This window comes from Nonomuraea sp. IBHARD001, from assembly GCF_056106265.1.
The window spans coordinates 5,417,449-5,432,715 of record NZ_JBWBBW010000002.1; the positions used below are offsets into that span (position 1 = coordinate 5,417,449).

Genomic DNA, 15,267 nt, shown 5'->3' on the forward strand with positions numbered 1-15,267 from the left:
GTACGGCGACGCGTCCCCTCCCCCGCCACGTGCGCACGAGTGCCGTCCTGGACGGGCCCGGGGCGACGTCCGCGCGGGGGTGCTCGCCCTGGCCTGCCGTCATGGGAAGGGGGTCAGACGTTGAAGTACTTCGCCTCGGGGTGGTGGGTGACGAGGGCGGAGGTGGCCTGTTCGGGGTGGAGCTGGAACTCCTCCGAGAGCGTCACGCCGATCCGGCCGGGGTCGAGGAGCTCGAAGAGCTGGGCCTGGTCCTCCAGGTTCGGGCAGGCGGGGTAGCCGAAGGAGTAGCGGCAGCCGGTGATGTTGACCTTGAGCATGTCGTCGAGCGACTCCTCGCCGCCGATGCCGAGCTCGGATCGCACCCGGGCGTGCCAGTACTCGGCCAGGGCCTCGGTCAGCTGCACCGACAGGCCGTGCAGCTCCAGGTAGTCGCGGTAGGCGTCCTTGGCGAACAGCTCGGCCGTCGCCTCCGACACCCGGTTGCCCATCGTGGCGACCTGGAAGGCGACGACGTCGACCTCGCCGGAGTCCTTCGGCCGGAAGAAGTCCGACAGGCACAGGTGCCGGTCGCGGCGCTGGCGCGGGAAGGTGAAGCGGGTGCGCTCGGCGCCGCTGTCGTGGTCGAGGACGACGAGGTCGTCGCCGTCGCTCACGCAGGGGAAGTAGCCGTAGACGACGGCCGCCTCCAGCATGCCTCCGGTCTGCATGCGTTCCAGCCATCGGCGCAGCCTGGGCCGCCCCTCGCTCTCGACCAGCTCGTCGTAGCCCGGCCCCTCGCCGCCGCGTGCCGCCTTCAGCCCCCACTGGCCCATGAACGTGGCCCGTTCGTCGAGGAAGGCGGCGTAGTCGGCCAGCGCGATGCCCTTGACGATCCGCGCCCCGAAGAACGGCGCCTGCGGCACCGGGTTCGCCACGCTGACGTCGGAGCGCGCGGGCACGTCCTCGACGGGGGTACGGCTCAGCGTGGCGCCCGTCCGGACCCGCCTCTCGCGCAGCGGCGGCAGGCTCGCCCCCGCCTCGCCGCGCTTGACGGCCATGAACGCGTCCATCAGCCGCAGCCCCTCGAACGCGTCACGGGCGTAACGCACGTCGCCTTCGAACAGTCCGGCCAGGTCCTGCTCGACATAGGCGCGGGTGAGCGCGGCGCCGCCCAGCAGGACGGGGAAACGCCCGGCCATGCCCCTGGAGTTCATCTCCTCCAGGTTCTCCTTCATGACGACCGTGGACTTCACCAGCAGGCCGGACATGCCGATCACATCGGCCCGCTGCTCCTGGGCGGCGTCCAGGATGGCCGAGACCGGCTGCTTGATGCCCAGGTTCACGACCTCGTAGCCGTTGTTGGACAGGATGATGTCGACCAGGTTCTTGCCGATGTCGTGCACGTCGCCCTTGACCGTGGCCAGCACGATACGGCCCTTGCCCTCGCCCTCGACCTTGTCCATGTGGGGTTCGAGGTGGGCGACGGCGCCCTTCATCACCTCGGCCGACTGCAGGACGAACGGCAGCTGCATCTGCCCGGAGCCGAACAGCTCGCCGACCGTCTTCATCCCGTCGAGCAGGACGTCGTTGATGATCTCCAGGGCCGGACGCTCGGCCAGCGCGGCGTCGAGGTCGGCTTCGAGGCCCTTCTTCTCGCCGTCGACGATGCGCCGCTTGAGCCGCTCCCACAGCGGCAGCGCGGCCAGCTCCTCGGCCTTGCCCGCCCGCATCGCGGCCACGTCGACGCCCTCGAACATGGAGATGAAGCGCTGCAGCGGGTCGTAGCCCTCGCGCCGCCTGTCGTAGATCATGTCCAGGGCGACCTGGCGCTGGTCGTCCGGGATGCGCGACATCGGCACGATCTTGGAGGCGTGCACGATGGCCGAGTCGAGACCGGCGTTGACGCACTCGTTGAGGAAGACCGAGTTCAGCACCATGCGGGCGGCCGGGCTGATGCCGAAGGAGACGTTCGACAGGCCGAGCGTCGTCTGCACGGCCGGGTAGCGGCGCTTGAGCTCGCGGATGCCCTCGATCGTCTCGGCGGCGTCGCGGCGGCTCTCCTCCATGCCGGTGGCGATGGTGAAGGTCAGGCAGTCGACGACGACGTCCTCCACCCGCATGCCCCACTCGGCCGTCAGCACGTCGATGGTCTCGCCCGCGATGCGTGCCTTCTCCCCTGCGGTGCGGGCCTGGCCCTGCTCGTCGATGCACATGACGACCACGCTCGCGCCGTGTTCGCGCACGGCGGTCATCGTCTTGTGGAAGCGCGATTCGGGGCCGCGGCCGTCCTCGAAGTTGACGGAGTTCACGACCGCTCGGCCGCCCAGCATCTCCAGGCCGGCCTCCAGCACGGCGGACTCGGTGGAGTCGAGCATGATCGGCAGGGTCGAGGCGGTGGCGAACCTGAACGCCAGCTCCTTCATGTCGGCGACCCCGTCGCGGCCCACGTAGTCGACGCACAGGTCGAGCAGATGGGCGCCCTCACGGGCCTGCTCGCGTGCCATCTCCACGCACTCGTCCCAGTTGCCCGCCAGCATCGCCTCGCGGAAGGCCTTGGAGCCGTTGGTGTTGCAGCGCTCGCCGATCGCCAGGTAGGAGGTGTCCTGCCGGAACGGCACCGTCTGGTACAACGACGACGCGCCCGGCTCCGGCCTCGGCCGTCTCGGCGCCACCTCCTGGCCGCGCACCGCGCCGACCACCTGGCGCAGGTGCTCGGGCGTGGTGCCGCAGCACCCGCCGACCAGCGAGAGCCCGTAGTCGCGTGCGAACGTCACGTGCGCCGATGCCAGCTCGCCGGGCCCGAGCGGGTAGTACGCGCCGTCGGAGGTGAGCACCGGCAGCCCCGCGTTGGGCATGCACGACAGCCTGGCGCGCGAGTGGCGGGCCAGGTAGCGCAGGTGCTCGCTCATCTCGGCCGGGCCGGTCGCGCAGTTGAGCCCGATGACGTCGACGCCCAGCGGCTCGATCGCGGTGAGCGCCGCGCCGATCTCCGAGCCGAGCAGCATGGCGCCGTTGGTCTCGATCGTCACCTGCGCGATGACGGGCACGTCGCGGCCGGCGTCGGCGATGGCCCGCCTGGCGCCCACGACCGCCGCCTTGACCTGCAGCAGGTCCTGGCACGTCTCGATGATGATCGCATCGGCGCCGCCCTCGATCAGGCCCGCGGCGTTGTCGTAGTAGGCGTCGCGCAGCTCGGCATAGGGCTTGTGGCCGAGCGTCGGCAGCTTGGTGCCCGGTCCGACGGAGCCCAGCACGTAGCGGGGGTGCTCGGCGGTGCTCCACCGGTCGGCCGACTCCCTGGCCACCCGCGCGCCCGCCCTGGAGTACTCGAACACGCGCTCGGCGATGTCGTACTCGCCGAGCGCCGCGAGGTTGGCGCCGAAGGTGTTGGTCTCGACGCAGTCGACCCCTGCCTCGAAGTACGCGTCGTGCACGGCGGCGACGATGTCGGGACGCGTGACGTTGAGCACCTCGTTGCAGCCCTCGTGGCCTTCGAAGTCCTCCAGCGTGACCTCGTGGGCCTGCAACATCGTCCCCATCGCCCCGTCGGCGACCAGCACCCGATCCGACATGGCCTGACGAAAGCTCTGGAGGGTTGTCATCGACCCAGTTTATCCGGGCGATGATCGTCGAGGCAGGCGTGCGGGGATGACATGCGGACGGGGACGACATGCGGGCGGGGACGCGCGCGTGCGGGGATGACATGCGGGCGGGGACTCGCGCGGACCGGGAGGACGGACGACGGGGCCTGTGTGCCGGATCGCGTCCGGCGGTTGCCGCCCAAAGCCCGTGTGTCCAGTGCGCCCCGATATGCGGCACGGTTGCGCCTCGGGCGCTCCGCATATCGCTCCTAGCGCAATGTGCTGATCACGTCGGCGGACACGCGGTTGTACGTCGCTTTCGTCGTCTTCGGCGGGAGGTTGATCGTCTCCAGTCAGTGACGGAAACGGCTCCTCACGGCATAGGCTAGCCGTACTACAGCGAGAGGAGGCGGCGCGTGATCGAGCTCGAAGGGCTCCCCGAGCTCGTCGATCCGGTGCTCATCGCCGCGTTCGAAGGGTGGAACGACGCCGGCGAGGCGTCCAGCGGCGTGATCGCGCACCTCGAGAACGCGTGGAAGGCCGAGCCGCTGATCGCGCTTGACCCCGAGGACTACTACGACTTCCAGGTCACCCGGCCGATCGTCGAGATGGGCGACGGGCTGACCAGGTCCATCGTGTGGCCCACGACCAGGCTTTCGGTGGCACGCCCTCCGGGTGTCGAGCGTGACGTCGTCCTGCTGCGCGGCATCGAGCCCAACATGCGCTGGCGCACGTTCTGCGACGAGATCGTGGCCGTCTGCCACGAGCTGGGCATCGAGCTGGCCGTCATGCTGGGCGCGCTGCTCAACGACTCCCCGCACACCAGGCCCGTGCCGATCGTGGGCGCGGCCACCGACGAGGATCTCGCGCGCTCCATCAACCTGGAGCTGACCCGCTACGAGGGCCCGACCGGCATCGTCGGCGTGCTGCAGCACGCCTTCGGCACCGCCGGCCTGGCCGCCGTCTCGCTGTGGGCGTCGGTGCCGCACTATGTGGCCCAGCCGCCCAACCCCAAGGCCACCCTGGCCCTGCTGCGCCGGATCGAGGACCTGCTGGAGATCCCGATGCCGCTGGGCGACCTGGTCGAGGAGGCCAGGGCCTGGGAGAACGGCGTCGACGAGCTCGCCTCGCAGGACAGCGAGGTCGCCGAGTACGTCAAGGAGCTGGAGGAGCGCAAGGACGCCGCCGAGCTGCCCGAGGCCAGCGGCGACGCCATAGCGGCCGAGTTCGAGCGCTACCTGCGCCGCCGCGACCGCGACACGGACGGCTGACCATCCTCGGCACGACGCCGGACACGGGCCACCAGACCCGTCGCATTGCCATGAACACGGACACATCGCTTGGAGCTTTCTTCGCCATGCTCCGGCCCACGACCTCCTGACCAGGGCCGATCCTGCTCCCGCGATATTCTCAAAGCAATTTGCCGTAATTAGCAGCCTTACCGGATGGTTTCGTGAATAATCGGGGACTCGTTCCAGAATGTGGTGAGTTGGAACGCCAACTCGCAACGATTCCATAACCGGGAGAAACGCAGCTCCATAACATCGTCGAAAATGACGACTGCCACGTTGAACCTACCCATGTGACTGCGCACGTTAGGGCAACCATGGCGACTCCACCGATGGACAAGCACGTCGACCCCCATCAGCGGATCCAGCACACGAGGCTCCTCGTCCTGGAGATGGCGGTTTCCATGAAAGACAGCGGCTATTCCGCCAAATCCGGATCTGTCGACACATTTCTCGCACTCCTTCAAGACCGGCTCCCGCTCTGGCTGCGGAACCTGCACGAGCTGGAGCAGAAGGCGGGAAAGGGCAGCGTGTACTCCAACCTGCTGCCCATCGCCAGGTCCGGCATCGACTACTACCTGGAGGTCCAGTCGGCCGCACTGCCGGCCTTCACCTCACCGACCGTCACGGTCCGCTTCAGACAGGCCGTGCGCGCCAACGGGCTCGGACCACTGGCAGAGACGACCCCGCTGGCCGACTATCTCGCCGAGGAGCAGAAACTGGGCAGGGTGGCGGCCGACGTCGACCCCATGGCCAGTGCGCGCATGCTGCTCGCGGGCTGCTTCCGACACGCGTACAACGAGATGTTCATCGGCGCCGACTCCTGCCCGACCAGGGACGACAGCGCCGAAGAGATCATCCGCTCGCTCCGTCTCGACACCGTGCACGCCTGACCCCCCGCACTGCTGAGCGCTCCTCGCACCGGCTCTCAGCCGTACGGGGCGGCCAGGACCGCCCGAAGGCCCTGTCGTACGGCACCGCACCGCCGTACGACAGGGCCTTTCAGGCGGTGTGAAAGGGTCAGCAGGCCAGGCGGTAGCCGCGTTTGACGACTGTTTCGATGATTCCGGCGGGGCCGAGGGCCCGGCGCAGGCGGGTGATCGCCATCTCGACCGCGTGTTCGGCCGAGTCGCGCAGGGGGCCGCCGGGCAGGACCAGGCGTAGTTCGGATCGGGGTACGACGTGTCCTGGGCGTTCGGCCAGGCGTTTGAGCACGGCCATCGGCGCGGGAGGCAGCGCCTTGAGGCCGCCGTCGACGAGTACGGCATGTCCCCTGATCTCCACCCGATGCCCACCCGCGACCACCCTGGCGACGCCGTACTCCGGCAGGTGTTCGGCCAGCACCCTGGCCAGCGCCCCCAGCCTGGCCCGGTCGGGCAGCAGCACCGGCACACCGCGCGACAGCAGCGGCGCGGCGGCACGCGCCCCGACACAGGCCACGGCCACGGCGCCCCCGAACGCCGCCAGCACCTCCCGCTCCACCCCGTCCGCCCGCGCCGACCCCAGCAGAGCCAGTACGGCAGGCGCACTGGTGAAGGCCACCGCGTCGACGCCTCCCGAGACGACCTGCCCGACCAGCCGCCGCAGCGGGGAGTCGTCGGCGGCAGGCAGCCAGCGGTACACCGGCACCTCGGCGACCACCGCGCCCGCCGCACGCAACGCGCCGACCAGCCGGGGCAGCGGCTCGCCCGGCAGTACCACGACGACTCGGCGGCCCCGCAGGTCCTGGGCGAGCAGATGCCGCTTGATCTCCTCGATCGTCTCGCCCGGCGCGCTCCAGTGGTCGTCGAGCCCGGCCGCCCGCACCGCGCCCCTGGCCTTGGGGCCCCTGGTCAGCACCCTGGCGGCGGCGAGCCTGCCGGTCAGTTCGTCGTGCAGGCCCCAGCCCTCGGCCGCGGCCAGCCAGCCGCTCAGCCCGGCTCCGGTCGTGACCACCACGTCGTCGACCGGCGCGGCCAGGCAGAACCGGGTGGCCTCCAGCAGGGCGGTGTCGTCGGGCAGCGGCGCCAGCCTGATCGCGGGCGCGCCGACCACCTTGGCCCCACGGCGTTCGAGCAGCGCGCGGAGCTCGTCGGCACGCCCGGCCGCGGTCACCCCGACCGTGAACCCGGCCAGCATGTCCGGCGCGACGGCGATCGGAGGCCGGAGCACGGCGAGGCCTGTCACACGCGTCCTTCCGGCCTGGCGTCGTCTATCATGATCTTGTCCGCGGCCGGCACGGGGCCCGGATCGCAGGGGGAGAACGGCATGCGTTCGATAGTGCTTTCGGGGGGTTTCAGCACGGGGTCCCGCCTGTTACCGCTGTGCTACAAGCGCGCTCACATCGAGCGTTCGGCCGTGTGCGACCTCGTGGCGACACTCCCGTAACCGGGGTTGGGCGGCGCGGGGTCCGGGAATCTTGAACCTGTCCTTGTCCGCTGCCCGGGAGTCGTCGCGTGACCATCCGTGATTTCAGCGATCCAGTCCTGCGCGAGGTGTGCGCGCCCGTGGTCGACTTCGACAAGGCGTTGCGTGAGCTGGTGAAGTCGCTGACGCTGACCATGCGGGCGGGAGGCGGCCGGGCCGGGCTCGCGGCGCCGCAGATCGGCGTGCCGGTGCGGGTGATCGCCTACTCCTACGACGGCAAGTCCGGGCACATCGTCAATCCCCGGGTCGAGGTGTCGGAGCGGCGCATAGTCGCCGACGAGGCCTGCCTGTCGGCCCCGGGGCGGTGGCGACCGGTCGAACGCGCGTACATGGTGACCGCACGCGGGCGTGACATGTTCGGCAAGCCCGTGACGGTCAAGGCGCTCGGCGTGCTCGCCAGGGTGTTCCAGCACGAGGTCGACCACCTCGACGGCATCCTGTTCATCGACCACCTGCCCCGTGACGAGCGCGAACGCTTTCTTTCGGGCGTGTGAGCTGCGGAGGGTGTGACCTTCGGAGGGTGCGAGCTGCGGGTTCGCTCAGGCGTGTGACCTTCGGAAGGTGTGACCTTCGGAGGGTGCGAGCTGCGGAGGGTGTGAGCTTCGGGTCAGGGGCGCATGGCGGCGCGGAGGTCGCGGCGTTCGTCTGCCGAGGTGCCGCCCCAGACTCCGTCGATGCGCTCGGAGCTCAGCGCGTAGTCCAGGCAGCGGCGCCGTACCCTGCAGCGGCGGCACACGGCCTTGGCCGCCTCGGCCTGGGCGCGGCCGGCCCCTTTCTGCGACAACGGGAAGAACAGCTCGGGGTCCTCGCGCAGGCAGGCGGCCGAGTCCGCCCAGTCCGCGACCGAGCCTCTGCGCGGCCTCACCGGCGCCTGCGCCTGCTGATGTGCACCGGGTGGTCGGCAGGCCAGGCCGCGGCCAGCCCTGCGGCCACCCTGAGCCGGTGCGCCCTGCGGGCCAGGTGGTTGGCGTTCGGCGTCGGGATCAGCGCCCTGTTCACCGCGTCGGCCAGGTCGCGCGCCACCTCGGGCGCCTCGGTCAGCTCCCTCGCCAGCGTGTCCGGCGAGGGCACCAGGATGGCCCTGGCCCCGGCCGCCCTGGCCGCCTGCATGTCGGGCGTGACGTCGCCGACGACCACACAGTCCTCGGGCTGCACGCCCAGTACGGCCGCCGCCCGCAGCAGCAGGCCCGGCATCGGCCTGCGGCAGGCACAGCCTTCGGCCGCGTCGTGCACGCAGATGGCCCAGGCGTCGAACGGCCCCAGCAGTTCCTCCACCCGCTCGTTGACCTGGTGCAGCTCGTCCGGTGTGAGCAGGCCCTTGGCGATGCCCGACTGGCTGGTCACCACGCCGACCGGGATCTCCAGGCGGCGTAGCACGCGCAAGGCCTCCGTCGCGCCCGGCACCGGTCTGACCTCGCGCGGGTCCCGGTTGTAGGGCACGTTCTCGATCAACGTACCGTCGCGGCCGAACAGGACGGCCGCGACCTCGCGAAGCTCTGTCATGCGTTCGCGGCTACCCGTCGACCGGCCGGGCAAACGAAGCTCTCCCGTCTCCTGCCGAGAGCCTTACCCTTTTTCACGTATTGCACCGTTTGAGTAGTGGATGTCTCGGTAGCACGGATAGATGTCCCGACACGAAGGAAACATCATGAGCCTCCCCGTGGCCGCGCCGTGAGCGCCGGCCCCCTGGTCGTCGTCGGCGACACCCTGCTGGACGTCGACGTCGAAGGCGTCACCGAACGCCTGGCCGCCGACGCCCCCGTACCCGTCGTCGACGTCATGGAGGAACACGCCCGCCCCGGCGGCGCCGGACTCGCCGCACTGCTGGCCGCCAGGGACGGCGCCGAGGTCGTCCTGGTCACCGCCATCGGCGACGACCCCGCCGGAATGCGCCTGCGCGGCCTCCTCACAGGCCAGGTCACCCTGGTACGGCTGCCGCTGAACGGTCCCACGCCGTGCAAGACGCGGATCAGGGCCAGAGGGCAGACGCTGATACGCGTCGACACCGGCTCCGGGCGGGCGATCACCGCCGAGCCCGGCAGCCTCGCCGCCGCCACGATCGCGGCGGCGGGCACGATCCTGGTGGCCGACTACGGCAGGGGCATGCCCGAGTCGCTGCGCGAACCGCTGGCACGCAGCGGCGCGACCGTCGTGTGGGACCCGCATCCCCGCGGCACCTCGCCCCGGTCCGGATGCGCGCTCGTCACCCTGACCGAGGCCGAGGCCAGACTGCTGTGCGACCAGCCGCACCTGCCCGCGGGCCAGGCCGCACGCCTGCTCGTACGGCGCCTGCGGGCCGACGCCGTCTCGGTCACACTCGGCCGCATGGGCGCCGTACTCGCCACCAAGGCCGGAACCCTGACCAGGATCCCGGTGCCCGCGTACGCGCCCGGTCTCGACATCTGCGGGGCCGGTGCCCGTTTCGCCTCGGCCGCGGCACTGACCCTGCTCGGCGGCGGCGACCTCCAGGAGGCCATGGCGGTCGCGGTCGGCGAGGCGACCAGGTACGTGGAGGCGGGGGGCGCATCGGCGATCCGGGTGACACCGGGGGGAGACGGCGAGGCTGAAGGGATGCCGGGAGGGGTGGCGGGAGGGATGCCGAGAGGGATGTCGAGGGCGGGCTCGGACGGCGAGGCTGGAGGGGTGGCGACGGCGGGCTCGGACGTCCGGGCGGGAGGAGTGGCGACAAGGGGCTCGGACGGCGGGCCGGGAAGCGTGTCGACGACGGGCTCGGACGTCCGGGCGGGAGGGGTGGCGGCGGTGGGGGTGAAGCCCGGCTCAGACGTCGAGGCGTTCGAGGGGGTGGACGGCGGGGCCCTGCAGCACCTCGCCGTCCAGGCCGAAGCGTGAGCCGTGGCAGGGGCACTCCCAGGTGCGTTCGGCGTCGTTGAAGCCGACCACGCACCCCAGGTGCGCGCACACCGCCGACACCGCGTGCAGGATGCCCGCCTCGTCGCGGAACACCGCGCACCGCCTGCCCCTGTGCCTGACGACCGCGGCCTGCCCCGCACGCAGCCACGTCAGATCGGCCACCCCCGCCGAGCCGTACCTGTCGGCGACGAAGTGCGCGGCCACCGCCGCCTGCGCCTTGAGCAGCGGCCCCGCCTCCCGCACCGGATGCGCACGGCACGGGTCGAACAGCCCCGCCCAGGGCAACGTCCTGCCCTCGATCAACCTGGCCAGCAACACACCCGCCGCCACCCCATTGCTCATGCCCCACCCGCCGAACCCCGTCGCCACGAACGCATGCTCACCCCCCGGCTGCAACCGCCCGACGAGCGGCAGCCCATCGGTCGTGTAGTTGTCCTGCGCCGCCCACCTGTACGCCGCTTCGACCCCGAACCTGTCCCTCGTCCACGCCTCCAGCCTCGCGTACCTCTCCTCGACCCGCCCCTCCCCCGGCCTGAACGGCTCCCCCGCCACCATCAACAGCCGCCCACTCCGGCCGTACGGGGCGGTGGTGACCGATCGGCGTCCCTCCTCGGTGGTGAGGTACATCCCGTACGGGTCGTCGTCCGGGGCGATCGGCGCGGCGACGACGAGCTCACGACGCGGCGACATCCTGGCGTACAGGAGGGCACGATCGAAGATCGGATAATGCGTGGCGACAACCACATGGGCGGCATACACCTCCCGCCCGGCATCGGTCATCACCCGGCACGGCGTCGCCTCCCTTAGACCTACGACACGGGTGTGTTCGAAGATCCGGCCGCCTCGTGCGGTGATCGCTCTGGCCAGGGCGGTTAGGTACTTTCGAGGGTGAAGGTGGAGCTGGTCTTGGACTATGACGGCGCCTGCTGTGGGGTAGGGGAGGCGGGGTGGGGTGGCCGTGGCCGTGGTCTTGGTCTTGGTCTTGGTCGAAGCCAGGGCTGGGGCTGGGGCTGGGGCCGTTGGGGTGGGCAAGTGAGCGAGATCGGCTGCCGGGTGGGGTGAGAAGGCTGGGGATACTGTCTGGTGGGGGTGGGCGAGGGGCGTGGTCGGGTGGGGAGGGTGGGCTGGGGGTGTTGTTGGGTGAGGGCTGGTGGGGGGCGTGGTTGGCTGAGGAAGCGGGGCGGGGTTTGCGAGTGTGAGCACAGGCGGCGCGAGAGGTACAGGCGGCTTGAGAGGTACGGGCGGTGCGAGGGAGGTGAGGGTGGACGGTTCGGAGGCGGAGGCGGAGGCGAGCGGTGCGGAGGCGGATTTTTCAGCACATATCGCCGTGACGTCACCCGTGGTGCGCTTTTTACCGGAGTCGGCCTCGCGCTCTGCGGCGACCTCTCCCACAAGTTCCGGGGCACGCTCGGTCCCAGGCTCCGCCGTATACCCCGCCGTGGACTGCCCCGCAGGCTCCGTGGCGAGCTCTCCACCAGACTCTCCTGCGAACTTCGTCCCGGGCTCCCCCGCGAGCTCTCCACCGGCCTCACCTGAAGTACCCGCCGTCGCAAGCTCCCCCGCCGGCTCCGCGACAAGCCCTCCACCAGCCCCTCTCGCCAATTCTCCGGCGAACCCTTCACCAGACCCCCTCGCCAGCTCTCCGGCAAGCTCTCCACCGGACCGTCTCGCCAGCTCTCCGGCGTGCCCACCACCGGACTTCCCCGCCAACTCCCCCCTGGCCCCTCTTGGAGGCTGTAAGGAGTGCTCCCTGCCCGCATCCGGCTTGAGCCCCTTCGTGAGTCCCGTTCTGGACTCCCCCACGGGCTCCGTGGCGAGTTCCCTGCCGGACTTGCCCGTGAGTTCTGTCGTGAACTCCGCCCGCAGGCCTGCTCGTCTCGCCGCTGTTGCCTCAAGGCATACCTGGCGTGCGCTCTCGCCGCTTGCGGCGTAGGTGATGGCCGGTCGGCGTTCGAGGTCGCAGGCGATGCCGAGTTCGGCGACGAGCTCCTCGACGTGCCTGACAGCCTCCTGCTGCGCCTGGGCGTACAGCCTGCCCTCCTGGTCGCTCAGCCGTGAGTAGACGAGGCCGTGCAATGCGGTCACCTTGCCGCCCCCGTGTCCCGTAACGCCCCCGGCCACCCGCCCCGCCTCCAGCACCACCACCCGAGCCCCCGCCCGCACCAGCTCCCACGCCACACTCAACCCCGCGATCCCCGCCCCGACCACCACAACATCGGCGTCACACACCCCGTCGCCCAGCTGCGGGTATTCGTCCCCTTCCACCCCCATCCAGTACGAGCCGGGCCCGACACCGCTGCCCCTGGTCATGCTGGGCCATTCGTCCGTGTACGAGCCCTCCCCCACTTCGCAGGGGGAGGGCTCTCTGTGCCTTGATCCCGACCTATGACGTGTCCAGGAGAACTACCGGGGAACATCACCACCCGCCCCGACTGCCCTGGCACACCAGGTCAAAACACACCAACCTGGACTCCGAGCCCAGACCTCACGGTGGGACCACGCCTCCGACTGAGCAGATGCCTCCGACTGGGCAGACGCCTCCGACTGGGCAGACGCCTCTGGCCGAGCAGCCCACCTCGCACAAAGACCCCGGCCTGCACGCAGACCAGCAGCACGCCAAGAATCAACCGATCCCGAACACTCGCGACAAACGACAAACCGCAATCGACAAACGAAGCCACGCAACTCTGCCCACTACGCCCGCCATGCACATTCCACCCATCACCACACCCTCACCGCAGCCCGATCACGCCACCAGGGCCGTCTCGCAGCCTCATCGCGCCGCCAGCACACCCCCACCACGGCCTCACCGCACCCAGCCAGCAAGGGCACGTCGCCCCAACACGCTTCGCGGACCCATCACCACGAGCCCCCCAAACCGGGACGCCCCCACACCGGGACGCCCCGCGAAGCGGAGGCCAGCCGAGCGAAGGGCCAGCCGTGCCGACACGGTGGCAAGCAGGATGAGCGCGAGCGGCGGAGCAAAAGGGCGAGCGGGCAAGGATGAGCGACAGAAACGCCAACTCACCCGCCAAGCAACCTGCGACGCAGCCACGCCCTCAAACAGCCTGTGGCGCTGAAAGCGGCCCGACCTAACGCCCAGGGGCAAAGGCCCCAAGGTCAGAGACGGACCCCAAGCAGAGCATCAACCAGATCCCGCACCAGATCCGGCGCCCCAGCATCGAGATCATCCCGACCACCACCCGCAACCCCTGCACCGCCACCGACACCAGCCGTGACGACCACATCACCCGCACCGGCCACGCCAGCCACACTGACCGCTCCAGCCCTGTCAGCCCTGCCATCCGCGCCATCCGCGCCATCCGCGCCATCCGCGCCATCCGCGCCATCCGCGCCATCCGCGCCATCCGCGCCATCCGCGCCGATCATGCTGCCCGCGCTGGCCCCCACAGGCGTACCACCCGGGAAAGCAGCTGCGCTGTCGGCGCTGCTCTCCCTCGCCTGCTTCACCCAGGCGTCGATGGCTGCCAGTGCTCCAGGCGTGTCGAGGTCGTCGGCCATGCGCTCGCGTACCTCGGCCAGCAGGGCGGTGGCCGACGGCGCGGCGTCGAGTGCCACGGCGGCCCGCCAGGCGGTCAGCCGGGCTTCGGCTGCGGCGAGCTGGTCGGCGGTATAGGCCCAATCCTCACGATAGTGATGCGCCAGCAGGACCAGCCGTACGGCCATCGGGTCGTGCAGTGCCCGCAACTTCGACACGAAAACCAGATTGCCCCGCGACTTCGACATCTTCTCGCCGTCGAGCCCGACCATCCCGGCATGCGTGTAGAACTTGGCGAACGGCCACTCCCCGGTCACCACATGCCCTTCGCAGGCACCACACTCGTGATGAGGGAAGATCAGGTCGGACCCGCCCCCCGCCACATCGAACCCCGCCCCAAGATTCGACAGCGCGATCGCCGTACATTCGATGTGCCACCCCGGCCGCCCCTGCCCGTACGGCGAAGGCCACGACGGCTCGCCCGGCCGCTCGGCCCGCCAGAGCAGCCAGTCGAGCGGATGCTGCTTGCCCGCCCTGTCCGGATCGCCGCCGCGCTCGCCGAAGAGGGCGAGCATCTCCTGCTCGGAGTACCCGGAGACGGCGCCGAACTTGGGCGCCGACGCGACCGAGAAGTAGATGTCGCCGTCAAGGTCGTAGACGACGCCCTTGCCCTCCAGGTCGGTGATCAGCTGGACGACCTGGTCGATCACCTCGGTCACCCCGACGTACTCCCGAGGCGGCAGAATCCGCAACGCCTCCATGTCGGTGCGGAACAGCTCGATCTCCCGCTCGGCCAGTTCCTGCCAGTCGACGCCTGTCTGCTCGGCGCGTTCCAAGAGCGGATCGTCGACATCCGTGGCGTTCTGCGTGTAGTGCACCTCCAGCCCGGCGTCCAGCCATACGCGCTGCACGAGGTCGAACGCCAGGTACGTATTGGCATGCCCGAGATGCGTCGCGTCGTAGGGCGTGATGCCACACACGTAGATACGAGCCGTACCCTCGGGATCGCTCTGGCGTACCTGCCGCGCGGCCGTGTCATAGAGCCGCAGCGCGACACCAGTGCCAGGAAGATCCGGAACATTCGGGGCAGACCACGATCGCATACACCCAGCCTATCCAGCGCCCAGACTACCGATCACCCGGGTATACCCCACCCCACCACCCCAAAAGCCTCCCCACCCCTAACACCCCACACAACCAACAAACAATCCCGCCAATCCCCGCCCTTACACTCGCCAAGCGCCTCATATTGCCACAAATCACCCCACGCCCCGAGCAGGCGCTCACCCGACGCACTACCGGCCCGCACACAACAACATCCACGGATACCCGCCTACCAAGCGCATCGCTCTCTCCATGCATGCCCGCCCACCAAGCACATCGCCCTCACCACGCATGACGTCACCCGTACGCCGCCCACTCAAGAACAGCCACCCAGGACACCTCACCTCCGCCCCGCCCACCGCCAACGCCTTCTCCTCACACGCCCCCATCCGCCGCGGTCGTCTCACTGTTGGAGGATCCGAGCGCTTCAGGTCTCCAGGCGCACGACAGCTATCAGTCACCCTCGGGCGAGCACCGCCAGAGAGGCATCCCGCCCGGTGGGACGAGATGGGGCGTTTGGATAGTTGTTGCCTTCCGA

Annotated in this window: 9 protein-coding genes and 1 pseudogene; 4 read left to right on the top strand and 6 right to left on the bottom strand. The window is 70.1% G+C overall.

Annotation, left to right across the window (positions count from 1 at the left end):
• Nucleotides 1–113: 113 nt before the first annotated feature.
• Nucleotides 114–3,581: a methionine synthase gene (metH, locus tag ACTWNK_RS26755; RefSeq protein WP_474307298.1), complete on the bottom strand. Its 3,468-nt coding sequence runs from the start codon at nt 3,579–3,581 to the stop codon at nt 114–116.
• Between the two features lie 395 nt (nt 3,582–3,976).
• Here metH and ACTWNK_RS26760 point away from each other — a divergent pair, with 395 nt between their 5' ends.
• Nucleotides 3,977–4,831: a PAC2 family protein gene (locus ACTWNK_RS26760; RefSeq protein WP_474307299.1), complete on the top strand. Its 855-nt coding sequence runs from the start codon at nt 3,977–3,979 to the stop codon at nt 4,829–4,831.
• Nucleotides 4,832–5,181: 350 nt separating this feature from the next.
• The gene (locus ACTWNK_RS26765) at nt 5,182–5,742 is read left to right on the top strand and encodes a hypothetical protein (protein WP_474307300.1); all 561 of its coding nucleotides are present in this window, start codon (nt 5,182–5,184) and stop codon (nt 5,740–5,742) included.
• Between the two features lie 127 nt (nt 5,743–5,869).
• Here ACTWNK_RS26765 and ACTWNK_RS26770 read toward each other — a convergent pair whose 3' ends face one another.
• On the bottom strand, nt 5,870–6,967 hold the full coding sequence (locus ACTWNK_RS26770; RefSeq protein ID WP_474310990.1) for a uroporphyrinogen-III synthase: 1,098 nt from the start codon (nt 6,965–6,967) through the stop codon (nt 5,870–5,872).
• A 317-nt stretch (nt 6,968–7,284) separates the two neighbouring features.
• On the opposite strand from ACTWNK_RS26770, the gene ACTWNK_RS26775 reads away from it, so the two are divergent.
• On the top strand, nt 7,285–7,749 hold the full coding sequence (locus ACTWNK_RS26775) for a peptide deformylase (RefSeq protein WP_474307301.1): 465 nt from the start codon (nt 7,285–7,287) through the stop codon (nt 7,747–7,749).
• A gap of 113 nt (nt 7,750–7,862) precedes the next feature.
• On the opposite strand, the gene ACTWNK_RS26780 is transcribed toward ACTWNK_RS26775, so the two are convergent.
• Nucleotides 7,863–8,120: a WhiB family transcriptional regulator gene (locus ACTWNK_RS26780; RefSeq protein WP_474307302.1), complete on the bottom strand. Its 258-nt coding sequence runs from the start codon at nt 8,118–8,120 to the stop codon at nt 7,863–7,865.
• Nucleotides 8,117–8,791 carry a D-glycero-alpha-D-manno-heptose-1,7-bisphosphate 7-phosphatase gene (locus ACTWNK_RS26785; RefSeq protein ID WP_474307303.1) on the bottom strand — a complete coding sequence of 225 codons (675 nt, stop codon included), beginning with the start codon at nt 8,789–8,791 and terminating at the stop codon, nt 8,117–8,119. Before ACTWNK_RS26785 ends, ACTWNK_RS26780 begins: the two co-directional genes overlap by 4 nt.
• Before the next feature lie 135 nt (nt 8,792–8,926).
• Between ACTWNK_RS26785 and ACTWNK_RS26790 the strand changes: the two genes are divergently transcribed.
• Entirely contained in the window at nt 8,927–10,105 is a 1,179-nt protein-coding gene (locus ACTWNK_RS26790; protein ID WP_474307304.1) for a PfkB family carbohydrate kinase, read from the top strand.
• On the opposite strand, the gene ACTWNK_RS26795 is transcribed toward ACTWNK_RS26790, so the two are convergent.
• A complete protein-coding gene (locus tag ACTWNK_RS26795; RefSeq protein ID WP_474307305.1) occupies nt 10,034–12,436 on the bottom strand; it encodes an FAD-dependent oxidoreductase in 2,403 nt (800 codons plus the stop codon). The two genes, ACTWNK_RS26790 and ACTWNK_RS26795, sit on opposite strands and share 72 nt — an antisense overlap.
• Nucleotides 12,437–13,555: 1,119 nt before the next feature.
• Nucleotides 13,556–14,728: pseudogene (mshC, locus tag ACTWNK_RS26800) on the bottom strand (cysteine--1-D-myo-inosityl 2-amino-2-deoxy-alpha-D-glucopyranoside ligase); the annotation flags it as partial.
• Nucleotides 14,729–15,267: the final 539 nt, after the last annotated feature.